The sequence below is a fragment of the Pseudomonas sp. SORGH_AS_0211 genome, from assembly GCF_031453455.1.
GTDB lineage: Bacteria > Pseudomonadota > Gammaproteobacteria > Pseudomonadales > Pseudomonadaceae > Chryseomonas > Chryseomonas aestiva.
The window spans coordinates 4,110,669-4,137,659 of the sequence record NZ_JAVIZV010000001.1; the positions used below are offsets into that span (position 1 = coordinate 4,110,669).

Consider the following 26,991-nt stretch of genomic DNA (forward strand, 5'->3'; position numbering starts at 1 on the left):
AAGGGATTTCTACCGGCGACAGGGTGCCTGGGCCCTGGACGGGCCCGGTGGCGTCAGCCTGTCTGGAACGCCCTGAAGCGCGGACTCAGCGGTCGCCCAGCGCCATGTTGGGCAGGGCCGCCAGCGGCCGTACGAAACGGAAGGGAATGGAGACCATTTCACCGCCGGTGTGGGCCTGGACGACGAAGTGCAGATGGGGACCGGTGCTGCGACCGGTGTTGCCCGACTCCGCCAGGGGCGTGCCGATCTCCACCCGCTCGCCGGGTCGCACCTTGACCGAACCGCGGCGCAGGTGCAGGTAGGCGCTCTGGCTGCCGTCCTCGTGGGCGATGCGCACGAAGTTGCCTGAGGGATTGGGACCATGGCCGAACTGGCCGTTTTCGACGTCGATCACCGTGCCGGCCCGGGCGGCGCTGATCGGCGTGCCCTCGGGCATGGCGATGTCCACGGCATAGCGGCCCTTGGGCGTGTGGTGGCTGAAATCGCCGCCCGCGCCCTGGGTCACGTAGTAGACACCCTGGCGCCAGGGCCAGGCGTAACCATAGCCGATGCCGTTGTCGGCACCACTCGCCAAATCCGGCGCCAGCGGCGGCAGGGTGCCGACCGGCAGCTGCGGACTGTAGCTGAAGGCCTGCTCGAAGTGCATGGGAAAGCCCTGCTGGCGCTTGCGGATCACCGCCAGCTGCACCGTGGAGCGCGGCTCGATGACCTGGCGGATCGGGCGCTCGGCACCGGCCACGTTGACGGTGCGCTGCAGGCGCAGCTCGACCCGCACGGGTACGTCGAAATCGTTGCGAACCTCGAAGATGCGGCCTTCACTGGCATTGCGCACCTTGAGCTTGACCTGCCCCTTGCGGGCCGGGCTCTTGGCGGAGGTCTTGGTCAGGGTCGCCTTTTCGGCAGCCGGCGCGAGGGCGGGCATGGCCAGGGCGAGGGTCAGGCAGGAGATCAGGGCGGTCAGGCGTCGGTCCATGGCATAGGGCCACCATGATGGGCAAGGACAGAACCTAACAAAGCCGTGCAGACTGGGCGATGGCCAAACCACGGCTTTGTGAAGCCGCTGGCAAAGCATCGACGCAAATAAAAAAGCGTGGCACTCAAATCCCTGTGCCACGCTGCCACCGATCGGACGGTAGTTCAAATACAGGCCTGATGGTTCAGGCAGGTCAGCCAAGCGGCGGGTGTTCTGTGCGACACTCCCGCAAGAGGCAGGTTTGCGGCGTGCAGAGGGGTCACCCCTGGGCGCGCCCGATGCTCCGGCCATAGTGCTGCAGGTTAGGCCCTGGCACCTGGACCCGGCCCAACCGAAACGGACAGCTGTTATGCAGGAACAGACAATCGACCGAGCGCGGAGCGTGGTGGCGGATGCCCCCCTCCCGCCTGCCGGTCCCCTGGTGTCCCAGCTCAGCACCTTCGCCCATGGCCAGGTGTGGCCGCCGCATGTGCACGATCAGGCGCACCTGATGTACACGGTCAACGGCGTGCTGGAGGTCACCACCCACGAAGGGGTCTGGTACGTGCCGCCCAAGCAGGCGATCTGGATTCCGCCGCGCATCGAGCACCAGGCGCGGGCCAATGGCGAGGCCACCCTGCAGGTGGTGATCATCGAATTGCCGAGCGGCCTGCCCTGTCCCCAGGCGGCCACCCGCATGGTGCTCATCTCGCCGCTGCTGCGCGAATTGCTGCGCTGCCTGAGACGCGGCGGCGCCTCCTATGGCGAGGCCGAACTGGGCAGCCACGTACGGGCGCTGATGCTGGCGGAACTGGTGTTTCTCGAAGAGACCGCCCTGCACCTGCCGGCGCTGGCCGACCGGCGGCTGCGGGCCATCCAGACCAGTCTGCATGCCGATCCCGCCGACGACACGGCGCTGGCGACCTGGGCGCAGCAACTGCACCTCTGCTCGCGCAGTCTGGCGCGGCTGTTCCTCAAGGAAACCGGTACCAGCTTTTCCACCTGGCGCCAGCACACCCGGCTGATGCTGGCCCTGCCGCGACTGGCCGCCGGCGAGCCGGTGACCCGGGTGGCGCTGGATCTTGGCTATGCCTCGCCCTCGGCCTTTACCCGGATGTTTCGCCGGGTGCTGGGCGTCTCGCCCAGCGAGTACCTCGACGCCCAGGGCTGACGCCAAACGCTCAGGGCCCGCCGACGGCGAAGTTGGGCAGGCTGTCCACCGCCTGGGCGAAGCGGAAGGGAATGGATTCGACCGCCTCGCCGGTGTTGCGCTGAACCACGAAGTGCAGGTGCGGCCCGGTGCTGCGCCCGGTGTTGCCCGAAGAGGCCAGCGCCTGACCCGGGCGCACCCACTGGCCTTCGGCGACCTTGATCGAACCCCGCTGCAGGTGCAGGTAGACACTCATGGTGCCGTCGTCGTGGAGGATACGGACGAAGTTACCGGAGGGGTGATTGCCGCGCCCATCCTGGTCGTTCTCCACCTCCACCACCTGACCGGCGCGCGAGACCACGATGGGCGTGCCCTCGGGCATGGCGATGTCCACCGCATAGCGACTCTTGGGCGTGTTGTGGCTGAAACCACCGCCGGCGCCCTGGCTGACGTTGAAGGGTCCGCCCAGCCAGGGCAGCGGATAGGCGAAGCCGGAGGCGAAGACCGGGGTGGCACTGCCCATCAGGGTGGTGAGCTGCGGGGTATAGCGTTGCGGGCGGCCCGGATCGGGCGCGATCAGGGTCGCCAGGCGCGTCAGGCTGCGCGCCGGCAGCACCTTGCGGATGGGCGCCTCGCCCACCCCGCTGACATTCTGCAGCGCCGAGAGGCGCAGGGTGACGGTCACCGGCAGGAAGCTGTCGTTGCGCACCTCCAGCACCGTGCCGCCGGCATAGTGCCGCGGCTGCAGCTTGACCCGCTGGTCGAGCCGCTCGATGGGGTCGTCACTGAAGGTCATCACCTTGGCGCCCTTTTGCGCCTTGTCGGTGTAGGTGACCACACCGTTGGCATCGACGTACTTGTAGATGGGCGCCGCCAGGGCGGGTCCCGAGAGGGCGATTGACAGCAGCAGCAGGCGACAGGCAAGGGGCATGGGCAAGGCGTCAGAAATCCGCGGTGTCTCAGCGCGAAGCAGTCTCCGTGCCAGCCCCAGCATGGCGCCGCCCGCCCTAGGCGCCCGGCACGTAGTGCCGTTGGGCGGTGCCCTTGGCGATCAGTCGCGACAGGTAGTCGAGCTTGGCCGGGTCACGGTCGATGAAGCGGAAGTTGACCTGCACCCACTCGCTGGCCGGAGTCGCTTCCACCGCGCTGAGGGAATGCAGGTAGCCATTGAGGCGCGCCACGTCGCCACCGTCTTCGCCCTGCTCCAGGTCGAGCACGGCGGTTTCCAGGATCTGCGGCAGCGGATCGCCACGGCGGACCACCAGCAGGGCCTCCTTGATGCTGATGGCCTTGATCAGGCAGGCCATGCTGGCGTTGGGCAGGCGCAGCTGGCCCTGGCCGAAATTGGCGGCGGGCTTGCCGCGGGCGGGTGACGGCGGCGCGCCGCCGGTGAGCAGGGCGGCACTGGAGCTGGCGGCCGGGGCCGCCACCGGGGCGGCGACGGGCTGGACCACGTCGCTGCGGCCGGCGGTCAGGGCGCCGAGGGAATCATTGGCGAAGCCGGTCGCCGGGCGTGGCTGGGCGCCGGCCTGCAGCTCGGCGAGCTTGCCGGTGCGCTGCAGGGCCTTCTTGACCTTGGCCGCCAGCTGTTCGTTGGAGAACGGCTTGCCCATGTAGTCGGACACGCCGGCCTGAATGGCCTGGACGACGTTTTCCTTGTCGCCGCGGCTGGTGACCATGATGAAGGGCACGCCCTTGTGGTCCGGCTGGGCACGAAACCAGCTCAGCAGTTCCAGACCGGTCATGCCGGGCATTTCCCAGTCACAGAGGATGAGGTCGAAGCGCTGCTTGCCGAGCAGCGTCTGGGCGCGGCGACCATCGGCCGCCTCGTCCACCACCAGCCCGGGAAACAGGTTGCGCAGGCCCTTCTTGATCAGATCGCGAATGAAGGGCGCATCATCCACCACCAGTACGTTCAACTTGCTCATCGGTCACTCCATGCCAAGTCTTCCAGCATAGCAGGCAGGTCCGGGACGCCACCCGGGGAGTGACCGGGCGGATCATTCGCGCGACCGATTGACCTCTTCGGCCATGCGCTTGAGGCCCATGTGCCGTACGTCGGTGCCCTGCACCAGGTAGATCACCAGTTCGGCGATGTTGCGCGCGTGGTCGCCGACCCGCTCCAGGGAGCGCAGCACCCAGATGATGCTCAGTACCCGCGAGATGGAGCGCGGGTCTTCCATCATGTAGGTGGCCAGTTCGCGCAGCGCGGACTTGTATTCGCGGTCGATCAGCTTGTCGTACTGGGCCACCGAGAGCGCCAGTTCGGCGTCGAAGCGGGCGAAGGCGTCCAGCGCCTGATGGACCATCTTGCGCACCTGTTCACCGATGTGGCGGACCTCGACGTAGCCGCGCGGGGCCTCGCCGTCCTCGGTCAGCTCGATGGCGCGGCGGGCGATCTTGGAGGCCTCGTCGCCGATGCGCTCCAGGTCGATCACCGACTTGGAGATGCTGATGATCAGGCGCAGGTCGGAGGCCGCGGGCTGCCGACGGGCCAGGATGCGCAGGCATTCCTCGTCGATGCCGCGTTCCATGATGTCGATCTGGTCGTCGATGGTGCGCACCTGGCGCGCCAGGCCGGCATCGGCGTCGATCACCGCGCGCACGGCGTCGCTGACCTGCTTTTCCACCAGGCCGCCCATGGCCAGCAGGTGGCTGCGGACCTCTTCCAGTTCGACGTTGTATTGCTGGGAGATGTGCTGCGTGTGGCCTTCTTTGTTGATCATGCTGTCAGTCCTGCCTAAGAGGAGCGAGTCGCCGGGTGGGGCACCGGCCTGCCTGGAACTAGCCGTAGCGGCCGGTGATGTAGTCTTCGGTCTGCCGCTTCGCCGGATTGGTGAAGAGGGTGTCGGTGTCGCCGTGTTCGACCAGCTGGCCCATGTACATGAAGGCGGTGTAGTCGGACACCCGCGCCGCCTGCTGCATGTTGTGGGTGACGATGACGATGGTGTAGCGCTGTTTCAGTTCGTGGATCAGCTCTTCCACCTTGAGGGTGGAGATGGGGTCCAGCGCCGAGCAGGGTTCGTCGAGCAGCAGCACATCGGGCTGCACGGCGATGGTGCGGGCGATCACCAGGCGCTGCTGCTGGCCGCCGGAGAGACCCAGGGCCGACTCGTGCAGGCGGTCCTTGACCTCCTCCCACAGCGCCGCGCCGTGCAGCGCCCACTCCACCGCCTCGTCGAGCACCCGCTTCTGCTTGATGCCCTGGATGCGCAGGCCGTAGACCACGTTCTCGTAGATGCTCTTGGGGAAGGGATTGGGCTTCTGGAACACCATGCCCACCCGCCGCCGCAACTCGGCGATCTCGGTGCCGCGGGCATAGATGTTCTGGCCGTCGAGCAGGATCTCGCCGTCGATGCGGCAGTCTTCCACCAGGTCGTTCAGGCGATTGAAGCAGCGCAGCAGGGTCGACTTGCCGCAACCGCTGGGGCCGATGAAGGCGGTGACCCGCTGGCGCGGGATCTCCAGGGCGATGTCCTGCAGCACCTGCTTCTTGCCGTAGAACAGATTGAGCCGCGGCACCGACAGGGCCACGCCACCTTCGCTCGCCGCAGGCTGGGCGCTGGCCGCGTAGGCGGCGGCGGTTCTGAAGATGGAGGAATCGGAAGGCATGGGGTCTCCTCGGCGCTAGTCTTCCAGCAACCGATACTTTTCGCGCAGCCGGTTGCGCAGGAACACGGCGGACAGGTTCAGCCCGGCGATCACCAGCACCAGCAGCAGCGCGGTGGCATAGACCAGCGGGCGGGCAGCTTCCACGTTGGGGCTCTGGAAGCCGACGTCATAGATGTGGAAGCCCAGGTGCATGATCTTCTGATCAAGGTGCAGATAGGGGTAGTTGCCGTCCAGCGGCAGCGAGGGCGCCAGCTTGACCACCCCCACCAGCATCAGCGGCGCCACCTCGCCGGCGGCGCGGGCCACGGCGAGGATGAGCCCGGTCATCAGCGCCGGGCTGGCCAGCGGCAGCACCACCTTCCACAGCGTCTCCGCCTGGGTCGCGCCCAGCGCCAGGGAGCCCTCGCGGATGCTGCGGGGAATGCGCGCCAGGCCCTCTTCGGTGGCGACGATCACCACCGGCACGGCGAGGATCGCCAGGGTCAGCGAAGCCCACAGCAGCCCCGGGGTGCCAAAGGTCGGCGTGGGCAGGCTGGCCTGGAAGAACAGCTGGTCCAGGGAGCCGCCCAGCACATAGACGAAGAAGCCCAGGCCGAAGACGCCATAGACGATGGCCGGCACCCCGGCGAGGTTGTTGACGGCGATGCGGATGGTGCGGGTCAGCGGACCCTGGCGGGCGTATTCGCGCAGGTAGATGGCGGCGATGACGCCGAAGGGGGTGACGATCACCGCCATCAGCAGGGTCATCATCACGGTGCCGAAGATGGCCGGGAAGACGCCGCCCTCGGTGTTGGCCTCGCGCGGATCGGCGCTGAGGAATTCCCACAGCTTGCTGCCATAGAAGCCGAGCTTGGCGCCCAGGCCCATGGCGTTGGGCTGGTAGGCGCGCACGATGCGCGCGAGATTGAGTTCCAGGGTGCGGCCCTCGACGTCGCGCAGCACCACGCTGTCACGGCGACGCTCCTGGCGCAGGCTGGCCAGTTGGTCCTCCAACTCGCCGTAACGGGCTTCGAGTTCGGCGCGGCGGGCGGCGAGATCCGCCTGGGCGGTGGCGTCGAGGCGGCCGTCCAGCTCCAGGCCGCGACCCTCCAGGCGCAGCCGCTCCAGGGCGTAGTTGACGCTGCCGATGTCCTGCTTTTCCAGGCGCTCCAGCTGCTCGCTCAGGTCGCGGGTGCGCAGCAGACGGCGCTGCAGCTCGGGCACCGCCGCAGCGCCCTTGGCCACCTGGCGTCCCTCTTCGCGCACCTCCAGCGCATAGCCGTAGAAGTTGCCCCATTCGCGGCGCTCCAGCACCAGGGCGTCGGCCGGGGTCTGGCGATCGCGCAGCCAGTCGCCGACCAGCCAGACGAAGTCGCTGCCATAGAGGTCGCGATTGCCCAGCTTGAAGAGTTCGCGGGTCAGGGTTTCACCGCTGTCCGCCGGCAGGGTCACCCCGGCGCTGCGCAGCCGCTCGGCCGGTATCGTCTCCTGCTCCACCACCTGGCCGAGCACCAGGCGCGGTTCCAGGCCTGGCGGCGTGTAGCGCGCCTGTACCACCTCGGCCGGCCAGAAATGCGCCAGGCCGCGCACGGCAAGGATGCCGATCAGGCCCAGGGTCATGAGCACGGCGATGGCCACGGCGCCGGCGCTGAGCCAGACCCCGGGCGCGCCGCCACGCAGCCAGACGCCCAGGGAGCGTGGCGGCGCGCCGGCGCTAGAGGGCCGCATATTTTTTCCTCAGCCGCTGGCGGATCAGTTCGGCCAGGGTGTTCATCAGGAAGGTGAAGCTGAGCAGCACCAGCGCGGCCAAGAACAGCAGTCGGTAATGGGTGCCGCCCACCTCGGATTCGGGCATCTCCACGGCGATGTTGGCCGCCAGGGTGCGCATGCCCTCGAACAGGTTGGCATCCATGATCGGGGTATTGCCGGTGGCCATGAGCACGATCATGGTCTCGCCGACGGCGCGGCCCAGGCCGATCATCAGCGCCGAGAAAATCCCTGGGCTGGCGGTCAGCAGCACCACCCGCACCAGCGTCTGCCAGGGGGTGGCGCCCAGCGCCAGGGAGCCCAGGGTCAGGCTGCGCGGCACGCTGTAGATGGCGTCTTCGGCGATGGAGAAGATGTTGGGGATGACGGCGAAGCCCATGGCCAGGCCGATGATCAGGGCGTTGCGCTGGTCGTAGGCGAGGCCCAGGGTCTGGCTCAGCCAGAGGCGCAGGTCGCCGGCGAACAGCAGGGTTTCCAACCAGGGACTGAGCCACAGCGCCAGGGCGATGGTCAGCAGCACCACCGGCAGGAGCAGCAGGCTTTCCCAGCCTTCCGGGATGCGCTCGCGCAGACTCAGCGGCAGGCGCGACCAGCCGAAACCCGCGGCGAGGATGGCCAGCGGCAGGAGCAGCAGCAGGCTGAACAGTCCCGGCAGGTGATTTTCCACGAAGGGCGCGAGAAACAGCCCGGCGAAGAAGCCGAGGATCACCGTGGGCAGGGCCTCCATCAGCTCGATGACCGGCTTGACCGTACGCCTCATGCGCGGCGCCATGAAGTAGGCGGTATAGACCGCCGCGGCGATGGCCAGGGGGGCGGCGAACAGCATGGCGTAGAAGGCCGCCTTGAGAGTGCCGAAGGTCAGCGGCGCCAGGCTCAGCTTGGGTTCGAAGTCCGCGGTGGCGGCGCTGGACTGCCAGACCCGCGCCGGCGCTTCGTAATTCTCGTACCAGACCTTGCCCCACAGCGCCGACCAGGAGACTTCCGGGTGCGGATTGTCCAGGCGGAAGCCGAGCAGCCGGCCATCTTCCTCCAGCAGCAGCCGATCGGCGCGCGGCGACAGCGCCAGCACCCCGGTGGCGGGGGCGATCCGCTCGCGCAGCAGGGTACGCCCGGCGGTGCTGTGGAAGACCCCCAGTTCGCCCGTGGCATCCAGCGCCACGAAGCCCTTGCGCCGCTGCTCCGGCACCAGCTGGACGATGGGCGCGGTGCCCAGCTGGAAGCTGCGGATATGCCTCAGCACCGGTTCGCCGTCCTGGCCGCGGACCATGAACCACTGGCCGATGCCGCCCTTGGCGGTACCCACCAGCAGGGACACGCCGCCCAGCAGCTGGGCGCTGGCGGTGACCTCGTCGTCGGCCGCGTCGAGCAGCTTGTAGTGGCCATTGAGACTGCCGTCGCGCAGGTCGAAGACATCCGCCTGGGCACGGCCATTGAGGGCATAGAGCCAGTGGCCGCGGGGATCGAGGTAGAGCGCCTTGGCCGCGGCGTTGAGCGGCCCGAGGGTGAGCGAGGTACGGACGGGAACGGCCGCGTCACCGGTCACCGGCGCGGCCAGCCCGGCCAGGCGCAGGGCCGTCACCCGATTGCCCTGGGCGCCGGCCAGCACCAGCAGGTCCTCGTCACCGGCGATGGCGACCCGCTCCAGGGCCGTGCGAGCGGCGCCCAGGTCCAGCGGCTCGCGCCCGTAGGGAAAGTCCAGTTCGGGGGTGATGACCAGGGTGCCCTGAGGATAGCGGGAGACATAGCGCTTGTGCGCCACCAGCACGCGGCCATCGGACAGGCCCAGGGCGATCAGGCCGCGGGGGGCGTCCTGGGCCTGGCTGCTGATGGTGACACCGGGCGGCAGCGGCAGACGCTCGCGCATGACCGGCTGGCCGTCGGCCAGGGTGAAGAAGGTGGCCTCGCCGGCCCGGGAAAGATGCAGGCCGAGGCGATTCTGCTCGTCGATGCCCAGCAGCAGCGGCGCCCCGGCGGCCGCCAGCCAGTCGGGCTGGGGCAGCGGCTGGGCCTCCAGACTGGCGCCACGCAGCAGCGGCAGCACCACATAGGCCAGATAGAAGAAGATCAGGGTGATGGTGGCCAGGACGGCCAGCCCACCGGCCAGCACCGAGCCCCGTATCAGGCGATCCTGCAGGGCCCGCCAGCGCCGCCGCCGGCGTAGTGCAGGCGTGTTGAAGTCCAGCCGAGCAGGGCCGCGAGGATCGGGCGGGGACGGGGGTACCGGGGATATCATGGCGCAGAGCCTAATCACGTCGTGTGACAGAAAGGTTACAGCGAATGGACGGCCAGAGGCGCTACGCCCGGCGCGGGCGCAGGGCGCTGGGCACTCAGTAGCCCAGGGTCTTCAGGGCCTGTTGCACCACCGCTGCCGGCAAGGGGATATAGCCATCCTTGACCACGGCCTCCTGGCCGCTGCGCGAGAGGATCAGCCGCAGGAATTCTCCTTCCAGGGGGTTGAGCGGGCGATTGGGCGCCTTGTTCACATAGACGTAGAGATAGCGCGCCAGGGGATAACGCCCGGACAGGGTGTTCTCCTGGTTGTCCGCGACGAAGTCGGTGGTGCCCTGGCGGGCCAGCGCCAGGGTGTGGACGCTGGCGGTCTGGTAGCCGATGCCGGAGTAGCCGATGCCACCCAGGGACTGGCTGATGGCCTGGACCACCGAGGCCGAGCCCGGCTGTTCGTTGACGTTGGCGCGGAAGTCGCCGCGGCACAGCGCCGCTTCCTTGAAGTAGCCGTAGGTGCCCGACACCGAATTGCGGCCGAAGCGCTGGATCGGGCGCTTAGCCCAGTCGCCGGTCAGGCCCAGGTCGCCCCAGGTCTTGAGTTCGTGCGAACCGCCGCAGAGCCGGGTGCTGGAAAAGATCGCGTCGACCTGTTCCAGGGTCAGCTGGCGCAGCGGATTGTCCTTGTTGACGAAGATCGCCAGGGCATCGATGGCCACCGGCACCGCGGTGGGCTGGTAGCCGAAGCGCTGCTCGAAGGCCTGGAGTTCGGCGTCCTTCATCTTGCGACTCATCGGACCGATGCCGGCGGTGCCCTCGGTGAGCGCCGGCGGCGCGGTGGACGAGCCGGCCGCCTGGATCTGGATATTGAGATTGGGATACTGGCGCTTGTAGCTCTCGGCCCAGAGCGTGACCAGGTTGGCCAGGGTGTCGGAGCCCACGCTCGACAGATTGCCGGAGATTCCGCTGACCTTCTGGTAGGCGGGGATGGCCGGGTCGACGCCCTCGGCCCGAGTGGTCGTGCCACCTAGCGCCAGGGCGAGCGCCACAGCGGTCAGCGGACCTTTGATGTCCATGCCGGATTCCTCGCGGGGATGGGAGACAGGCCTGGGCCGGCGACGCTCAGGCGCAAGCCGGCACTCGAGGCTCTGTACGAAAGATCGCCGAGCGAAGGTCAGGCAAGGCGAAAATCAGTGAGGAAGCGGAGTTTACGAGGGGTAAATGAGCATTCCGAGCTGATTTTCAACGCAGCATCACCGAGCGCAGGCATTTTTCGTACAGAGCCTAGGCGCGCATTGTGACGGATTTATGCGCCAGCGCCAGCCGCGCCGGCAGGTTCGACTAGGCTGCAAGAGGGCCAGGGCTGCACCAGCCTGGCGCACGTCCGGCCCCTGGCTCCGCCACGACCGCCCAGGCAGGCGGCATCCGCGGGCCGGACCATCATTTGCATAGCTAAGCATTCATCTCAGTGCAGAGGAACGCACCATGGCCCAGGCTCTTCCGACGTCCTCCTCCCCCGCCGACGCGGCTCCCGCCAGCGCGGACGCCACGCCCTCGCGCGCCAAGCTGATCGCCGCGGCCAGTCTCGGCAACGGCCTGGAGATGTTCGACTTCACCGTCTTCAGCTTTTTCGCCGCCATCATCGGCCAGCTCTATTTTCCTTCGGACACCCCCTATGGCTCCCTGCTGATGGCGGTCGGCGTCTTTGGCGTCGGCTTCGTCATGCGCCCGCTGGGCAGCATGGTGCTGGGCGCCTATGCCGATCGCCATGGGCGCAAGCAGGCCATGCTGCTGACCATTACCCTGATGGGCCTGGGCAGCGCCCTGATCGCCTTCACCCCGACCCACGCCCAGATCGGCATCGCCGCGCCGCTGATCCTGCTCTTGGGGCGCCTGCTGCAGGGCTTCTCGGCCGGTGGCGAGATCGGCGCCGCCACCACCCTGCTGCTGGAATCGGCCAGTCCGGGCCGGCGCGGTTTCCATGTCAGCTGGCAGGTGATCAGCCAGGGCGGCAGTGCCCTGCTCGGCGCCGCGCTGGGCGCCCTGCTCACCCGCAGCCTGAGCGAGGCGGAGCTGCACGCCTGGGGCTGGCGCATCCCCTTCCTGGTCGGGCTGCTGATCATTCCGGTCGGCCTCTATATCCGCCGTCAGGTGGACGAGACCTGGAGCGGCGCCGGCACGGTCGAGGGCGGTCCGGTGCGCGCCTTTCTGCGCGAGCATCCGCGGCGCTTCGGCCTGGGCCTGCTGATCGTGATGTCGGCCACCCTGCTGACCTACCTGATGCAGTTCTACATGCCCACCTACATGACCCGCATCGTCGGCCTGCCGGCCACCAGCGCCTATTTGGCCGGGGTGGCCTCCAGCGCCGTGCAGATGGCCGCCGCCCTGGCCGCCGGGCTGCTGCTGGATCGCTTCGGGCGCTACAAGCCGGTGGCCCTGGTCAGCCTGGCGGTGGCCCTGCTGGGCATCTACCCGGCCTTCGTCTGGCTGAACGATCCCACCACCCAGGGCCTCGCCTTCGCCGCCCGCTTCGTGGTGATCACCGCCATGAGCGTCAACATGACCGCCGGGCTGCTGCTGATCCTCGCCGGCCTGCCACGGCCGGTGCGCGCCACGGGACTGGCCATGACCTACGCCTTGGCGGTGACCCTGTTCGGCGGCACCGCCCAGTTCATCGCCACCTGGCTGATCGAGGCCACCGGCAGCCCGCTCGCCCCGGCCTGGTACCTGATCGTCATGCTGCTGATAGGATGGCTGGCACTGCTGAGCTATCCCGAACGCCACCTGGACTGAGAGAGATCGCCATGAGCCTCGCCACCGCTGCGGATCAAGACGCCACCGCCCGTCATATCGCCGGCTACCTGCCGGAAATGGTCGCCCTGCGCCGCGACATCCACCGCCATCCCGAACTGGGTTACCAGGAGCAGCGCACCAGCGACCTGGTGGCCGCCGCCCTCGCGGGCTGGGGCTACGAGGTCCATCGCGGCCTGGGCGGCACCGGGGTGGTCGGCACCCTGCGCGCCGGCAGCGGCAGCAAGGTGCTGGGCATCCGCGCCGACATGGACGCCCTGCCGATCCTGGAAACCACCGGCCTCGACTACGCCAGCCAGCACCCGGGCCGCATGCATGCCTGCGGTCACGACGGCCACACCACCACCCTGCTCACCGCCGCCCGCTGCCTGGCCGAGACCCGCGCCTTCGACGGCACCCTGCACCTGATCTTCCAGCCGGCCGAGGAAGGCCTGGGCGGTGCCCTGAAGATGATGCAGGACGGCCTGTTCGAGCTGTTCCCCTGCGACCAGGTGTTCGGCCTGCACAACATGCCCGGCGTGCCCACCGGCAAGTTCTGCTTCGTCGACGGCGCCGCCATGGCCTCGTCCGACACCGCCCTGCTGCGCATCCGTGGCCAGGGTGGTCACGGCGCGGTGCCGGACAAGGCGGTCGACCCCATCGTCGCCAGCGCGGCCACGGTGATGGCGCTGCAGACCGTGGTCTCGCGCAACGTGGCGCCGCTGGACACCGCGGTGATCACCGTGGGCAGCATCCACGGCGGCGAGGCCTCCAACGTCATCCCCGATGCGGTGGAGATGAAGCTTACCATCCGCGCCTTCCAGGACAGCACCCGCGACCTGCTGGAGCAGCGTATCGGCGCCCTGGTGCGCGCCCAGGCGGAAAGCTTCGGTGCCACGGCCGAACTGGACTACCAGCGCGGCTATCCGGTGCTGGTCAACCACGACGGTCCCACCGCCTTCGCCCGCCAGGTGGCGGTCGAGCACTTCGGCGCCGACGCCCTGCACCCCTTCGCGCCCATCCCGGCCAGCGAGGACTTCGCCTACATGCTGCAGCAGGTGCCCGGTTGCTACCTGTTCGTCGGCAATGGCCCGAGCGCCAACCTGCACAACGCGGCCTACGACTTCAACGACGCCCTGCTGCCGGTCGGCGCGCGCTACTGGGTCAAGCTGACCGAGGCCTTCCTCACCGCCTGAGGCCGCTCCCCGCCGGCACCCTCATCCGGGATGCCGGCGACGGAATCTTCACGCGCGGGCCGCTAGACTGCAGGGTCATCCCCCAACCTCGAGAGGTCGCCATGCGACGTGTTCCGCGCCTGGGCTGGCGCCAGGGTCTGGCGCTGGGCGTCGCCGTGCTGGCCGCGGGCTTCGCCTATCCGGCCTGGCGACATTTCCATCCGGTCAGTGCGGCCGAGGGCTGGCGCTATCGGGAATTCGCCGCCGACATCCCCATGGTCAGCGCCCTGGCCCTGGATGCCGATGGCAGCCTGTTCGTGACCCAGGAATTCTCCAGTCGCCGCGGCAGCCTGCTGCGGCTGCTGCCCAGCGGCGAACGCCAGCCGGTGCTGGGCGAGCTGTCCAAGCCCGATGGCCTGGTCATGTTCCAGGGCGGCCTGGTGGTCAGCCAGGAAGGCGGGCCGCTGCCGGTGTTTTTCCTGCGCGATGGCCAGCGCCAGGCCCTGTTCGACGGCAACGACGTCGAGGGCGTCGCCACCGATGGCCAGACCCTCTACGCCATCGAGGACCTGCCGCGCGGTCGCCTGCTCAGCTACGACCCGCGGCAACGCCGCCTGGCGGTGCTGCGCGATGGCCTGGAAGAAGGCGAAGGGGTGGCGCGCTGCCCGGATGGCCGGCTGTTCTATACCGAAAAGGCCAAGGGCTGGGTCAAGCAATGGCAGCCCGGGGGTAGCGATACCCTGGTCGCCGCGGGTCTCGACGCGCCGGGCTTCGTGCAGTGCTCGGCCGACGGCCTGTGGATCACCGAAGACGCCACTCACGGCGCCCGGGTGCTGCTGGTGCAGCCCGACGGCAGCCTGGTCACGGTGCTCTCGCACCTGCGCTCGGCGCAGACCCTGATCCGCCGCGGCGACGGTCATTACCTGGTCGCCGAGCAGGGGCGCAACCGCATCCTGGAGTTGTCGCGGGACACCGGAGCCGATCGCTAGGGCGAGCGGCTCAGGAGGCCTCAGGGCAGGCGATACACCAGGCAGGGGTTGCCGTTGAGGCGGCGACCCAGCACCGGGGTGAGGTCGGCCAGCGGGGTGCCCGCCAGCAGCTCGCGATCGTCGCGGGCGAGGATGATCCAGGCGCCGGACGGCAGGTGCGCCAGGTCCGCGACCTGCGGCCGGGCGATGAAGATCGGCTGCTCGTCGTGGTCCAGGTTCATCATGTAGCGGATCGCCCAGCTGTCCTGGCCGAGACCGAAGAACACCAGGGGACCCGGCTGCTGCTGACGCAGACCCTCCACCTGCTGGACGAAGCCACGGGTGTCGTACTGCAGGTCCTGAGCCGGCTCCACCACCGTGACCAGCATCAGCCACTGGGCGGCCAGCGCCAGGGCGCTCAGCATGAGCAGGCGGCGGTTGCCGTGCAGCCGGCGCCAGCTGACCAGGGCGGCGATCTGCAGGGCGACGAAGACCGGTACCAGCAACGCCAGGGAGACCTCCGGCCAGTAGCCGTGGCGCTGCCAGAGGTGACGACAGACCAGCATGGCCACCAGGGCCAGCCCCGGCAGGGCCAGCACCAGCGCCGTGTAGAGCGGCGCGACCCGGCGGAACCAGCCCTCGGCGCGCAGGAGGCCATGGGCGGCGATGGCGGCCAGGAAGGGCACCATGGGCACCACATAGTAGGCGCGCTTGAAGTGCGGGATGGACAGCCCGACCAGGATCAGCAGGCCGCTACCGGCGAGACCCAGCAACAGGCGGCGCTGGGCGGTGTGCGGCCAGGCCGGCAGCCGACGGCGCTCGGCCAGCAGCACCAGCAGCGCCAGGGGCAGCACGGGTAGATAGCGATACAGCCCCAGCTGCAGATAGAACCAGAAGGGCTTGCCGCTTTCGTCCAGCCGGCCGGTGACCTGCATGTGCCAGACCTCGGCGGCGAAGTCCGCCCCGCCCTCGTGATGGGCCAGCTGGATCAGCGTCCACCAGCCGAGGGCGAGCAAGGCCAGACCGGCCAGGCCGTAGCCCAGCAGCCGCTGCAGGGCAAGGGTGCGGCGCGCCGGCTCGCCCCAGGCGACCACCAGCCAGTAGAGGCAGACCACGCCACAGGGCTCGATCAGCCCCAGCGGGCCGCGGATGGCGAAGCCCAGGGCGAACAGCGGCAGTACCAGCAGGCGGCGCAGCGGGCGGCCGTCGCGGTCGGCGCTATGGAGCAGGTAGAAGCAGAGCAGCACCACCAGGGCGACCAGCTGGTCCAGGCAGACCGCGCGGGCCTTTTCCAGCCATTGCGGGGTCAGGGCCACCAGCAGCACCGTGAGCAGCGCCCAGGCGCGGCGGGTGTCGGCCAGCAGGCGATAGGTCAGTGCCAGCACCGCGGCCGAGGCCAGGGCGGTGGGCAGCACGTTGGCCAGGTGGTTGGGCGCGCCGATCACCCGCGCGGCCAGCCAGCTCAGCCAGGTGGCGGTGCCGGGATAGTCCGGATAGGGCTGGCCGTAGGTGGTGGCGAAAAAGGACGGGCCATGGCGAAACATCTCGCTGAGGAAGACCGCCCAGCGACCGTCGAAGCCCTGGGGCGCCTGGTTCCAGATGCCGAGGGTGAACATCAGGGTGGCGACCACCCCGAGCAGCAGGCTTTCGCGGCGCAGGCGACTGGCCGCCGGCAGCGCGAAGAGGGGCGCGCTGCGTGGGGTCAGGGGCATGGGCGAGACCATCAGGCGGCATCCACGCGGCGGGCGACCTGGGGACCGCCCAGGGCGGCGCCACGCCCGATGGCGAAGTATTCGATGCCACGGCGCTCCATGCGCTCGGGATCGAACAGGTTGCGGCCGTCGAAGATCACCGGCTGGTTGAGCTGGCGGGCGATCAGATCGAAATCCGGCGCCTTGAACTGCTGCCACTCGGTGCAGATGACCAGGGCATCGGCCCCGGCCAGGGCGGCCTCGGGGGTGCCCATCAGCGCCAGGCGCTCGTCGTGGCCATAGAGACGCTGGGCCTCGGCCATGGCCACCGGATCGAAGGCGCGCACCTTGGCGCCGGCCTCCCAGAGGGCTTCCATCAGCACCCGGCTGGGCGCATCGCGCATGTCGTCGGTGTTGGGCTTGAAGGCCAGTCCCCAGAGAGCGAAGGTACGGCCGCGCAGGTCACCGTCGAAGTAGGTGTTGATGCGCTCGAACAGCTTGGTCTTCTGGCGCACGTTGATGGCTTCCACGGCGCGCAGCAGATCCAGCTCCACGGCGTTTTCCTCGCCGGTGCGGATCAGCGCCTGCAGGTCCTTGGGGAAGCAGGAGCCGCCGTAGCCGCAGCCCGGGTAGATGAAGTGGTGGCCGATGCGCGGATCGGCGCCGATGGCCTGGCGCACCGCCTCGATGTCGGCGCCGACGTGCTCGGCCAGTTCGGCGATCTGGTTGATGAAGCTGATCTTGACCGCCAGGAGGCTGTTGGCGGCGTACTTGGCCAGCTCGGCGCTGCGCAGGTCCATGCACTGGATGCGGTCATGGTTGCGGTTGAAGGGCGCATAGAGTTCGCGCATCACGTCGCGGGCCACCGGCGAATCGGTGCCCACCACGATGCGATCGGGCTTCTTGCAGTCGGCGATGGCGGCGCCTTCCTTGAGGAATTCCGGATTGGAGACCACCTCCACGTGCAGGGTGCGACCCTCTTCGGCGAGCACCTCGTGGATCAGCGCGCGAACCCGGTCGCCGGTGCCCACCGGCACGGTGGACTTGTTCACCACCAGCAGCGGATCGCGGGAGACCGGCTGGCCGATCAGCGGCTCGCGCCGCAGGCGGGCGATGGTCTCGGCCACGGCGAAGACGGCGGACAGATCGGCCGAGCCATCGGCGGCCGGCGGGGTGCCGACGGCGATGAACTGCACGGCGCCATGGGCCACGGCCTCGGCGGCCTCGTGGGTGAACACCAGGCGGCCGGCGGCCAGGTTGCTGCGCACCAGCTCTTCCAGACCCGGCTCATAGAGGGTCACCTCGCCGCGCTTGAGCTTGTCGATCTTGGCGCGGTCGATGTCCATGCACACCACCTGGTGGCCGACTTCCGCCAGCACGGCGGCCTGCACCAGACCCACGTAGCCGATGCCGAAAACGCTGATGTTCATAGGGTATTCCTCAGGGTGGGAGCGGCGCTGGCGCGGGGCCCGCCGACGAGGGCGACGCCGGCCACGACCAGCGCGACGCCCAGGGTTTTCCAGGGGGTGAAGGATTCGGCGGCGCCTGGCAGCCAGGCCGCGCCGAGGTGGACGAAGACGTAGGAGAGGCCGAGCGCCGCATAGGCGCGACCCAGCGGCAGGCGCGCCAGGGCCGCCAGCCAGGCCAGCAGCGACAGGCCGTAGCAGAGGATGCCCAGGGCCAGCAGCAGACCGGCCGCGCCGAACAGCGCCGACGGCGTGCTCAGCCACGTGGCCATCGCCGGCAGCCGCACCAGGGCGGCGCGCAGGGACAGTTGCGCGAGGGTGGTGAGCAGGATGCTCAGGCCGAGCGGGAACAGGCCGTTCATAGCTGGCCTCCCAGCAGCGCGGCGCCGGCGACGATGCACAGGCAGCCGCACCAGGCACGGGCATCCACCCTCTCGCCAAACACCAGCCGGGCCAGCAGGGTCACCGCCAGGGTGTTGAGCGAAAGCAAGGGATAGGCGACGCCTACCGGCACCCGCTGCAGCACCGCGCACCAGACCAGCAGGGCCAGGCCCAGGCAGACCAGGGCGCCCCACAGCCAGGGCGAGCGCAGTCGTGCGGCCAGGGCATTGCCGGCGGCCACCGCGCGCTTCTGGCCCAGTTGGCCGGCGCAGGTGAGGCCGATCACCACGGCGATCAGCAGGCCGTCGAGGGCCGTCATGGTGTCGGCCTCGGATAGACCAGCAGCACCAGACGCTCGCTGGCGATGCTCTCGCCAGGTTCGGGCAGGCTGTCGAGCAGCTGGCGATCGCCGGGACCGTCGACCCGCAAGAGGATGGCCACCGGACCCTGGTCGCGATGGGCGGCGAGCCAGGCGGCCAGGTCACGCTCTTCGATCAGGCGACCGCTGGCCGGCTCGCGGGCGAAGCCGTACTTGAGCTCGCCCGGACCGCCCACCAGCACCACGTCGTCGCGGTGGGTGGCCCAGGCCAGGCTGGCGGCCACGCCGAGGTCGTTGCTGACCAGCAGGCCGGCATTCTTGAAGTGGCCGAGCTGGGCCTGGATGAAGCTGCTCGGCAGCTTGTTGTCGACCAGGCCGTTGGGCAGGGCGATGGACAGCAGCGGCAGCAGCACCCACAGCGCCAGGGCCGGTGCCAGCAGGGTGCGCCGCGGCCAGACCAGCGCGGCCAGGCCGGCCAGCAGCAGCGCCAGGGGCGCCAGCAGGGCCAGGGCACGGGTCAGGCCTTCGCCGCTCTCGTAGAGGCGGCCGCCATAGATCAGCAGGGCGGCAACGCCGGCCAGGCCCAGCAGCAGATTGCACAGGCCGTTCAGGCGCAGGGCGCCGGTGGCGCCGCGTCGGCCCGCCTCCAGCAGGGTGCGCGCCAGCAGCGGCACCAGGGCGGCCAGGGTCGGCAGCAGGTAGGTGGGCAGCTTGCCGCGGCTGAAGCTGAAGAACAGCAGCTGGCCGACCACGGCGATGCCGAGGAAGGCGGTACCGGCATGGCGGCGCTCCTGCCAGGTCCGGCCCAGGGTACGCGGCAGGAGGCCGGCCCAGGGCAGGATGGCCAGCAGCAGCACCGGGCCATAGAACCAGAACGGCCGCTCGTGCTGGGCGTCCTGGCCGGCGAAACGCTGGATGTGCTCGTGCCAGAAGAAGAAATTCCAGAAATCCGCATCGCGCTGAGCCACCAGCAGCGCCCAGGGCGCCACCACCAGGATCGCCACCAGCACCGCCAGCGGACCGCGGCAGAGCAACTCGCCCAGGCGCCGCTGCAGGAGGAAGAAGGGCACGGCCACCAGCACCGGCAGCACCAGGGCGAGAAAGCCCTTGGTCAGCAGGCCGCAGCCACAGGCCAGCCCCAGCAGTGCCCACTGGCCCAGGGCCGCGCCGCGGGTCTCGGCGGCCTGGGCCTGCCAGAGGGCGAGCAGCGCCAGGGCCATCCAGAAGGCGAACTGGGCGTCGAGGGTGACGTAGGTGGCCAGACCCGCCACGGCCACGCAGGAGAGATAGACCACCCCGGCAAGCAGCGCCAGCGGGCGGTCCTGCCAGATCAGCCGGGTCAGGCGCGCCACCAGGGCGGCGGTGGCGAGACTGGCCAGCAGCGGCACCAGGCGTACGCTCAGCAGCGAATCACCGAGCCAGGCCTGGGCGATGGCCTGGGTCCAGTAGCCGCCTATGGGCTTCTCGAAATAGGGCAAGCCAAGGAAGTGCGGCACCACCCAGTCGCCACGCCGCCAGAGCTCCTGGGCGATCTGCGCATAGCGCGACTCGTCCGGAATCCACAGGCCGCGCCAGGCCAGCGGCAAGGCATAGGCCAGCAGCGCCAGCGGCAGCAGCATCCACAGGCGCCGCCGACTCATGCCTGCACGCCCAGCCAGCCCTGGCGTCCGGCCAGGCTGCCACGCACCAGATTGCCGGCGGGCAACTGGCGCGGATCGGCTGGCAGGCGGTCGCCCAGGGTCAGAAACAGGATGCCCTCCTCCCGCGCCGCCTTGAGCAGGGCGCGGAAGTCCTCGGCGAAGGCGATGCCTTCCACCTCGGCGTGCAGGGTGTAGACATTGAGCGCCCCCGGACGGAAGCGCTTGAGCAGATAGTTGTTCCAGTCACCGGCGGCCAGCTCCGGGCCGACCACCTCGTCGAAGGTCGGCATGTCCACCGGCACCTGGGGGGTGCCGTGGCTGCCGTTGCCCAGGCGCGGGCGGAACAGCGCACTGCCGCGGCAATCGCTGTTGTACCTGAGGCCGAAGGCTTCCTTGGCCAGCACCACGCGCGGATCGGCGCGCCAGCCGGCGGCGGCGGAGCAGTCCACCCTGGCACCGAGGATGTCTTCCAGGGCCTGCAGGCCACGGCCGAATTCCGCACCCAGGCGCTCCAGGCTCCAGCTGCCGGTATGGGCCTGCCAGGCGTGGTGGTCCCAGGCGTGCAGCCCGACCTCGTGGCCGCGGGCGCGGGTCTCGCGCATCAGGTGGCCGAGGTCGCGGCCGATGGGGCGACCCGGCCAGGCGGTGCCGGCCAGCAGGATGTCCCAGCCATAGAGGCTGGCGGCCTTGGAGCGGAGCATCTTCCACAGGAAGGTGGGCTTCACCAGGCGCCAGAGGTGGCGCCCCATGTTGTCCGGCCCGACGCTGAAGAAGAAGGTGGCCTTGACCCCGGCTTCGTCCAGCAGGTCGAGCAGTCGCGGTACCCCTTCGCGGGTGCCGCGATAGGTGTCCACGTCGATGCGCAGGCTGGCCGGGATCAGGGTGTTCATCAGGCCTCCCGCTGCGCCATGGCTTCGCGCAGGAAGAAGTCCAGCGTCTTGCCGACGGTGGCGGCCATGGCGGTGGTCGGCTGCCAGTCGATCAGGCGGCGGGCGTTTTCCACGCTGGGCTTGCGGTGGGCCACGTCCTGGTAGCCGTCGCCGTAGAAGCTCTTGCTCTCCACCTCGCGGAAGCCGGCGAAGGGCGGGAATTCATGGCGCAGCGGATGGGCCTCGAACTGGGCCAGCAGCTCTTCGGCCAGCTCGCGGATGCTCGCTTCGTTGTCCGGGTTGCCGATGTTGACGATCTGGCCGTCGCAGCGACCGCCCTGGTTCTCGATGATGCGGAACAGCGCCTCGATGCCGTCGTCGACGTCGGTGAAGCAGCGCTTCTGGGCGCCGCCGTCGACCAGCTTGATCGGGGTGCCTTCCACCAGGTTGAGGATCAGCTGGGTGATGGCGCGGGAGCTGCCGATGCGCGCGGAGTCCAGGCGATCCAGGCGCGGACCCATCCAGTTGAACGGGCGGAACAGGGTGAATTTCAGGCCCTTGGCGCCGTAGGCCCAGATGACCCGGTCGAGCAGCTGCTTGGAGACCGAGTAGATCCAGCGCTGCTTGTTGATCGGGCCGACCACCAGGTTGGAGCGGTCTTCGTCGAAGCGCTCGTCCTGGCACATGCCGTACACCTCGGAGGTGGACGGGAAGATCACGCGCTTGTTGTACTTCACGCAGTGGCGAACGATCTTGAGGTTTTCCTCGAAGTCCAGTTCGAACACGCGCAGCGGATTGCGGGTGTATTCGATGGGGGTGGCGATGGCCACCAGCGGCAGCACCACGTCGCACTTCTTGATGTGGTATTCCAGCCACTCGGTGTGGATGGAGATGTCGCCTTCCACATAGTGGAAATTCGGATCGGCCTTGAGCCGCTCGATGGCGTCGGAGCCGATGTCCAGGCCATAGACCTCGTACTCGCCGTCGGCCAGCAGGCGCTCGGAGAGGTGGTTGCCGATGAAGCCGTTGACGCCCAGGATCAGCACCCGGGTGCGGCGCTTGGCGCGGCGATCCTGGCGATGCAGGCGGGCACCGGCCACCAGGCCGGCTTCGCGGGCCAGTTGCGGACCGGACAGGTACAGGCCGTTGTCGCCCAGCTGACCGGCCTGGATTTCCAGGACGCCCTCGCCACAGGCGATGCGCAGCGGCTCCAGGCTCAGCACACTGCCGGGGGCCTGGCCATGGCTTTCCTGGCGCGCCTGGGCGCTCCAGACGATCAGCTTGCGGTCACCGATCCAGCCAAAGGCGCCCGGATAGGGTTGAGTCACGGCGCGCACCAGGTTGCCCAGTTCCACGGCCGGACGGCTCCACTCCAGCTCGCCATCGGCGGCGCTGCGGCGGCCAAAGGTGGTGGCCTGGCTCTCGTCCTGCTCACGCTCGGTCAGGCGGCCTTCAGCCAGGGCCGGCAGGCTGTCGCGCAGGAGTGTCTGGCTGGCTTCGCGCAGCTTGGCGTGCAGGGTCAGGGTGGTGTCGTCGGCGGCGATGGCGACGCGCTGCTGGGCGACGATGGCGCCGGCGTCGGCGCGCTGGACCATGCGGTGCAGGGTTACGCCAGTCTCGGTCTCGCCGTTGACCAGCACCCAGTTGGCCGGGGCGCGACCGCGATAGCGCGGCAGCAGCGAACCGTGCAGGTTGTAAGCGCCGCGCTTGGCGCAGGCCAGGACGTCGTTGGACAGCAGGTTGCGGTAATAGAAGGAGAAGATGAAATCCGGCTCCAGGGCGCGGATGCGCTCGACCCAGATCGGGTGGTTGACGTCTTCCGGGGCGTGCACCGGGATGCCATGGCGGGCGCAGAGCTGGGCCACCGAACCGAAGAAGCGGTTTTCGCTCGGGTCATCCGGGTGGGTGAAGACGGCGGCGATGGGATAGCCGGCCTGGATCAGCGCGGCGAGGCCGGCGCAGCCGATGTCGTGGTAGGCGAAGACGATGGCGGTTTTCATCAGGGGCTTTCCTGTTACTGGACCTGGCGCAGCGGCGCCGGCGAAGGAGAAAGGGTGGCGGCGCGGATCACTTGTTCCACGTGGAACCGGGGCCGGGCACGGACGTCGTGGTACACCCGGCCGAGGTACTCGCCGAGCAGACCGAGGCCGACGAACTGGGCGCCGGTGAAGATGAACAGCACGGCGAACAGCGAGAACACGCCATCGGCCGCCCACTCGGCGCCGTGGGTGACGCGCAGCACCAGCAGCAGCGCGGCGAAGAGGAAGCCGAAGATGGCCAGGCCGCCCCCGAACAGGCTGAGCATGCGCAGCGGGGTGGTGGTCATGCAGGTCAGCAGGTCGAACATCAGGTTGATCAGCTTGAGGAAGCCGTACTTGGAATCCCCGTGTTCGCGCTCGGCGTGGGCCACCTCGATCTCGGTGGTGTGGCGGGCGAAGCTGTTGGCCAGGATCGGGATGAAGGTGCTGCGCTCGTGGCAGGCCAGCATCGACTGCACCACCTGGCGACGATAGGCGCGCAGCATGCAGCCGTAGTCGCGCATGGCGACGCCGGTGGAGCGCTGCACGGCACGGTTGATCAGCCGCGACGGCAGGGTGCGCAGGTAGGAATCCTGGCGCTGCTGGCGCACGGTGCCGACCACGTCGTAGCCCTGGGCGGCGGTGTGCACCAGGCGCGGGATCTCTTCCGGCGGATTCTGCAGATCGGCGTCCAGGGTGATGATCAGATCGCCACGGGCCTGCTCGAAGCCGGCGAGGATCGCCGAGTGCTGGCCGTAGTTGCGATTGAGCAGCACCGCCACGACGGGACTGTCCGGCTCGCTGGCGGCCTGCTGCAGCAGTTCGGCACTGCGGTCGCGGCTGCCGTCGTCGACCAGGATGATCTCCACCTGGCAATCCAGCAGGCGGCAGGCGGCGCGGGTGCGGCGCAGCAGTTCCGGCAGGCTGGCTTCTTCGTTGTAGACGGGGATCACCACGGATACCCGGTCGATGGCATAGGGCTTCATGCGCCTTTCTCCAGCAGGTCTTCGATGGCGCCGACCACGCGGTCGACGTCGGCGAGGGTCATGTCGGGGAACAGCGGGATGGAGCACAGCCGTGCCGAATTCCATTCGCTGTTGGGCAGCGCCAGCTCCGGCCAGCGCTCGCGGTACCAGGGATGCAGGTGGGTGGCGGTGAAATGGATGCCGGTGCCGATGCCGCGCGCCTTGAGGCCGGCCATGAAGGCCTCGCGCTCCATCCCGCAGCGCTCGGGGCAGATGCGCAGGATGTAGAGGTGCCAGGCGTGGGTCTGGGCGTAGTCGGGCAGTGCCAGGGGCGCGACCGGCAGCGCCGCCAGGCGCTGGGTGTAGGCCTGGGCCAGCAGCCGGCGGCGGCTGTTGATGTCGCCCAGGCGATCCAGCTGCACCAGCGCCAGGGCGGCATGGATGTCAGAGAGGTTGTACTTGAAGCCGGGCTCCTGCACCTGGGCCTGGGGCTTGCGACCCAGGGCATGACGGTCGAAGGCATCCACCGCCAGGCCATGGAATTTCAAGCGCCGTACCCGCTCGGCCAGGGTGGCGTCGTCGGTCACCAGCATGCCGCCTTCGGCGCAGGTCAGATTCTTGATGGCGTGAAAGCTGAAGATGGCGGTGCCGCGCTGGCCGATGGGCTCGCCCTGGTAGCGGGTGCCGGCGGCGTGGGCGGCGTCTTCGATCAGCGCCACGCCATGCTCGCGGGCCAGGGCGCGCAGCGGGGTCAGGTCGCAGCTGGCGCCGGCGTAGTGCACCGGCACGATGGCCTTGGTGCGCGGGGTGATGGCGGCGGCCACCTGCTCGGCGGAGACCATCAGGGTGTCGCGGTCGACGTCGACGAACACCGGGGTGGCGCCGATCAGGGTGATCATGTTGGCGGTGGAGACCCAGGTCAGCGAGGGGGTGATCACCTCGTCGCCCGGACCGATGTCCAGCGCCAGCAGGGTCACGTGCATGGCGGCGGTGGCCGAGCACAGGGCCACCGCATGGGCGGCGCCCACGGAATCGGCGAAGCGCTCTTCCAGCAGGTTGGCCTGGGGCCCGGTGGTGATCCAGCCCGAGGTCAGCACCCGGCTCACCGCGGCCACTTCCTCGGCGCCGATGCTGGGCCGGGAGAACGGCAGGAAAGGCTCGTCCAGCTGACGCGGGGCGGTGCTCTGGGACAGATCGGTCATGGCGGCTCATCCGAAGCGAGGGGCGCCGGGACAGGACAGCCGACGCGATGAGCCCAGGCTAAGGCGTCTTGCCTTACGGCCCCCTTAGCGCAACCTGACAACTGCCTGACAGCCGGTCAGCTTGCTGGCCACCCCCGTGAACCTCTTGGCAAAACAAGGGCTTAGCCCACGACGAATGGGGTGCCGGTGGTCGGTGAGAGGCCTAGAATGCTGACCCCTGCCCCCTTGGCAGTCCCGAACCTGACACGAGAGACGACCGCGCCCATGCTGGACAACACCCTGAGCGAACTGGAAACCGCCATCCGCGACCTGCTGCAGCGCAACCAGCGCCTGACCGCCCGCACCCAGGAACTGGAGCAGGCCCTGCTGGCCGCGCGCGAGGAAAACGACACCCTGCAACTGAGTCTGCTGGAGCAGGAAGAACACGGCGCCAGCACCCGCCAGCGCGTGGAAGGCCTGCTGGCCCTGCTGTCCGCGCAGTCCGTCGAGCAGGCGGTGGCCGCTGATACCGAGCAGCGCCACGCGGCCAGCGTCGAGTGAAGACCGCCAACGCGGGCGCCGACGACGAGGTGGAGGTGCTCGGTCGCCGCTACCGCTTCAAGGTGGCCGAAGGCGACCGCGCCGCCCTGCAACAGGCCGCCGCCCGCCTGCGTGACGAACTGGTCGCCATCCAGGGCGATCGCCGCCGCGGTGACGCCATCGAGCTGCTGGTCCTGGCCGCTCTGCGCCTGAGCCTGGACACCGCCGCCGACGCCGGCGCCCTGACCGCCCTCGACGCCCGCCTCCAGGCCCTGACCGCCGAGGTACGGGCGACGCAGGAGGCCTAGCCTCATCCACAGCGGCACGGCACCCGCGCCGCTCTGCCCCCTCTCCCTCTGGGAGAGGGCTGGGGTGAGGGAACCGCTCCGCGCGAAGCCACCGGCATCTGCTCGACCCCGCCGTGTTGGGCTTCGACGGAGGAGCCGTCTCAACCCAACCTACCAAAGCCACAGGCTCCGCCTGCGCGCGACTCCGTAGCGTGGATGACGGCGCAGCCTCATCCACGGGGCCACGGCACCCGCGAGGAAAACGCTCCGCGGTTTTCCACCCTACGCCGGACGCCCGCTCCGCCCCCTCTCCCTCGGGGAGAGGGCTGGGGTGAGGGCCGCCCCCTCCACCTCATTCCCGCGCAACCGCCCTGCTCCGCTCATCTTGACCGCCCCGCGGCCCCGTGCGAGCTTCGGGGCCCCTTCCCCTGCCCTGGAGGTCCGTCATGTCGGGTGTTCGCTGGCTCGCCCTGCCGCTCTTGAGTATCGCCCTCGGCGCCCAGGCCGCGCCGGCGCCGCTGCCGGCCCTGCTGGACGCCATGGCCCAGCGCCTGACGCTGGCCGATCAGGTCGCCCGCAGCAAGCACGACAGCGGCAAGCCGGTGCTGGACGAAGCCCGCGAACGCCAGGTGCTGCAGGACGTCGCCCAGGCCGCGCCCGGCGCCGCCGTCTCCCCGGCCACCGCCCAGACCTTTTTCGCCGCCCAGATGGAAGCCAACAAGCTGGTGCAATACGGCCTGCTGCAGGCCTGGCGGCGCAACGAACAGCCGCTGCCCGCCAGCACGACGGACCTAGCGGTGCTCAGGACCCGGCTGAACGAACTCCAGGCCAGGCTGCTCGGCGGTCTCGCCGCCACCGGCGAATTGCGCGCCGCCGCGGACTGCCCGGCGCAGCTGGAGCGCGCCCTCGCCGCCCAGCTCGCCGTCGCACGCCCCGATGATCTCCACCGCCTGGCCCTGGTGCGGGCACTGGGCGATTTCTGCACCCTGCCGCGCTGAGAGCCTGTGCATAATCGGCG

At 69.3% G+C, this 26,991-nt stretch carries 24 protein-coding genes; 7 read left to right on the forward strand and 17 right to left on the reverse strand.

What is annotated here, in order from left to right; genetic code table 11:
* Positions 1–85: 85 nt before the first annotated feature.
* A complete protein-coding gene (locus tag QE393_RS19015; protein WP_310045024.1) occupies positions 86–973 on the reverse strand; it encodes a M23 family metallopeptidase in 888 nt (295 codons plus the stop codon).
* A 349-nt stretch (positions 974–1,322) separates the two neighbouring features.
* Here QE393_RS19015 and QE393_RS19020 point away from each other — a divergent pair, with 349 nt between their 5' ends.
* A complete protein-coding gene (locus QE393_RS19020) occupies positions 1,323–2,123 on the forward strand; it encodes an AraC family transcriptional regulator (protein ID WP_273805355.1) in 801 nt (266 codons plus the stop codon).
* A 10-nt stretch (positions 2,124–2,133) separates the two neighbouring features.
* Here the strand turns inward: QE393_RS19020 and QE393_RS19025 are convergent, their stop codons facing one another.
* The 7 genes from QE393_RS19025 to QE393_RS19055 all read right to left on the reverse strand — a co-directional run bounded on the left by QE393_RS19025 (position 2,134) and on the right by QE393_RS19055 (position 10,759).
* On the reverse strand, positions 2,134–3,033 hold the full coding sequence (locus tag QE393_RS19025) for a M23 family metallopeptidase (protein WP_310045026.1): 900 nt from the start codon (positions 3,031–3,033) through the stop codon (positions 2,134–2,136).
* 76 nt (positions 3,034–3,109) lie between these two features.
* Positions 3,110–4,030 (reverse strand): response regulator, encoded by a 921-nt coding sequence (locus QE393_RS19030; RefSeq protein WP_273805356.1) that lies wholly within the window; start codon positions 4,028–4,030, stop codon positions 3,110–3,112.
* Positions 4,031–4,102: 72 nt separating this feature from the next.
* On the reverse strand, positions 4,103–4,828 hold the full coding sequence (phoU, locus tag QE393_RS19035) for a phosphate signaling complex protein PhoU (RefSeq protein WP_007161478.1): 726 nt from the start codon (positions 4,826–4,828) through the stop codon (positions 4,103–4,105).
* A gap of 58 nt (positions 4,829–4,886) precedes the next feature.
* On the reverse strand, positions 4,887–5,714 hold the full coding sequence (pstB, locus tag QE393_RS19040; protein WP_133860362.1) for a phosphate ABC transporter ATP-binding protein PstB: 828 nt from the start codon (positions 5,712–5,714) through the stop codon (positions 4,887–4,889).
* A gap of 15 nt (positions 5,715–5,729) precedes the next feature.
* Positions 5,730–7,421, reverse strand: a complete 1,692-nt coding sequence (pstA, locus tag QE393_RS19045) for a phosphate ABC transporter permease PstA (protein ID WP_310045028.1) — start codon at positions 7,419–7,421, stop codon at positions 5,730–5,732.
* Positions 7,408–9,693 carry an ABC transporter permease subunit gene (locus tag QE393_RS19050; RefSeq protein ID WP_310045030.1) on the reverse strand — a complete coding sequence of 762 codons (2,286 nt, stop codon included), beginning with the start codon at positions 9,691–9,693 and terminating at the stop codon, positions 7,408–7,410. Before QE393_RS19050 ends, pstA begins: the two co-directional genes overlap by 14 nt.
* Before the next feature lie 94 nt (positions 9,694–9,787).
* Positions 9,788–10,759 (reverse strand): phosphate ABC transporter substrate-binding protein PstS family protein, encoded by a 972-nt coding sequence (locus QE393_RS19055; protein WP_310045032.1) that lies wholly within the window; start codon positions 10,757–10,759, stop codon positions 9,788–9,790.
* Positions 10,760–11,168: 409 nt separating this feature from the next.
* On the opposite strand from QE393_RS19055, the gene QE393_RS19060 reads away from it, so the two are divergent.
* The 3 genes from QE393_RS19060 (at position 11,169) to QE393_RS19070 (ending at position 14,637) form a co-directional block, all read left to right on the forward strand.
* Positions 11,169–12,476: an MFS transporter gene (locus QE393_RS19060; protein WP_310045034.1), complete on the forward strand. Its 1,308-nt coding sequence runs from the start codon at positions 11,169–11,171 to the stop codon at positions 12,474–12,476.
* Positions 12,477–12,487: 11 nt separating this feature from the next.
* On the forward strand, positions 12,488–13,669 hold the full coding sequence (locus tag QE393_RS19065; RefSeq protein WP_017639278.1) for a M20 aminoacylase family protein: 1,182 nt from the start codon (positions 12,488–12,490) through the stop codon (positions 13,667–13,669).
* A gap of 101 nt (positions 13,670–13,770) precedes the next feature.
* Positions 13,771–14,637, forward strand: a complete 867-nt coding sequence (locus tag QE393_RS19070) for a hypothetical protein (protein WP_310045038.1) — start codon at positions 13,771–13,773, stop codon at positions 14,635–14,637.
* A gap of 20 nt (positions 14,638–14,657) precedes the next feature.
* On the opposite strand, the gene QE393_RS19075 is transcribed toward QE393_RS19070, so the two are convergent.
* Genes QE393_RS19075 through arnB form a run of 9 tightly spaced genes read right to left on the reverse strand, consistent with a single transcriptional unit; the run spans position 14,658 to position 25,131 of the window.
* Positions 14,658–16,340 carry a glycosyltransferase family 39 protein gene (locus QE393_RS19075; RefSeq protein ID WP_310045040.1) on the reverse strand — a complete coding sequence of 561 codons (1,683 nt, stop codon included), beginning with the start codon at positions 16,338–16,340 and terminating at the stop codon, positions 14,658–14,660.
* A complete protein-coding gene (locus QE393_RS19080) occupies positions 16,340–17,737 on the reverse strand; it encodes a UDP-glucose/GDP-mannose dehydrogenase family protein (RefSeq protein ID WP_133860355.1) in 1,398 nt (465 codons plus the stop codon). Before QE393_RS19080 ends, QE393_RS19075 begins: the two co-directional genes overlap by 1 nt.
* The gene (arnF, locus tag QE393_RS19085; protein WP_285386599.1) at positions 17,734–18,135 is read right to left on the reverse strand and encodes a 4-amino-4-deoxy-L-arabinose-phosphoundecaprenol flippase subunit ArnF; all 402 of its coding nucleotides are present in this window, start codon (positions 18,133–18,135) and stop codon (positions 17,734–17,736) included. The genes QE393_RS19080 and arnF overlap by 4 nt, the downstream gene beginning before the upstream one ends.
* The gene (locus QE393_RS19090; protein WP_160922093.1) at positions 18,132–18,473 is read right to left on the reverse strand and encodes an EamA family transporter; all 342 of its coding nucleotides are present in this window, start codon (positions 18,471–18,473) and stop codon (positions 18,132–18,134) included. Before QE393_RS19090 ends, arnF begins: the two co-directional genes overlap by 4 nt.
* On the reverse strand, positions 18,470–20,113 hold the full coding sequence (gene arnT / locus QE393_RS19095) for a lipid IV(A) 4-amino-4-deoxy-L-arabinosyltransferase (protein ID WP_310045045.1): 1,644 nt from the start codon (positions 20,111–20,113) through the stop codon (positions 18,470–18,472). The genes QE393_RS19090 and arnT overlap by 4 nt, the downstream gene beginning before the upstream one ends.
* Positions 20,110–20,991, reverse strand: a complete 882-nt coding sequence (gene arnD, locus QE393_RS19100) for a 4-deoxy-4-formamido-L-arabinose-phosphoundecaprenol deformylase (protein WP_310045650.1) — start codon at positions 20,989–20,991, stop codon at positions 20,110–20,112. The genes arnT and arnD overlap by 4 nt, the downstream gene beginning before the upstream one ends.
* An 11-nt stretch (positions 20,992–21,002) precedes the next feature.
* The gene (gene arnA, locus QE393_RS19105) at positions 21,003–22,982 is read right to left on the reverse strand and encodes a bifunctional UDP-4-amino-4-deoxy-L-arabinose formyltransferase/UDP-glucuronic acid oxidase ArnA (protein ID WP_405046263.1); all 1,980 of its coding nucleotides are present in this window, start codon (positions 22,980–22,982) and stop codon (positions 21,003–21,005) included.
* Between the two features lie 14 nt (positions 22,983–22,996).
* Positions 22,997–23,986, reverse strand: a complete 990-nt coding sequence (gene arnC / locus QE393_RS19110; protein WP_068384540.1) for an undecaprenyl-phosphate 4-deoxy-4-formamido-L-arabinose transferase — start codon at positions 23,984–23,986, stop codon at positions 22,997–22,999.
* Positions 23,983–25,131: a UDP-4-amino-4-deoxy-L-arabinose aminotransferase gene (gene arnB, locus QE393_RS19115; protein ID WP_273805811.1), complete on the reverse strand. Its 1,149-nt coding sequence runs from the start codon at positions 25,129–25,131 to the stop codon at positions 23,983–23,985. The genes arnC and arnB overlap by 4 nt, the downstream gene beginning before the upstream one ends.
* A gap of 300 nt (positions 25,132–25,431) precedes the next feature.
* On the opposite strand from arnB, the gene QE393_RS19120 reads away from it, so the two are divergent.
* From QE393_RS19120 to QE393_RS19130, 3 genes are all read left to right on the forward strand, one after another.
* Positions 25,432–25,707 (forward strand): hypothetical protein, encoded by a 276-nt coding sequence (locus tag QE393_RS19120; protein WP_273805366.1) that lies wholly within the window; start codon positions 25,432–25,434, stop codon positions 25,705–25,707.
* Entirely contained in the window at positions 25,704–25,994 is a 291-nt protein-coding gene (gene zapA / locus QE393_RS19125) for a cell division protein ZapA (protein WP_273805367.1), read from the forward strand. The genes QE393_RS19120 and zapA overlap by 4 nt, the downstream gene beginning before the upstream one ends.
* Before the next feature lie 425 nt (positions 25,995–26,419).
* Positions 26,420–26,971 carry a chorismate mutase gene (locus QE393_RS19130; protein WP_310045047.1) on the forward strand — a complete coding sequence of 184 codons (552 nt, stop codon included), beginning with the start codon at positions 26,420–26,422 and terminating at the stop codon, positions 26,969–26,971.
* The last annotated feature ends 20 nt before the right edge of the window (positions 26,972–26,991 follow it).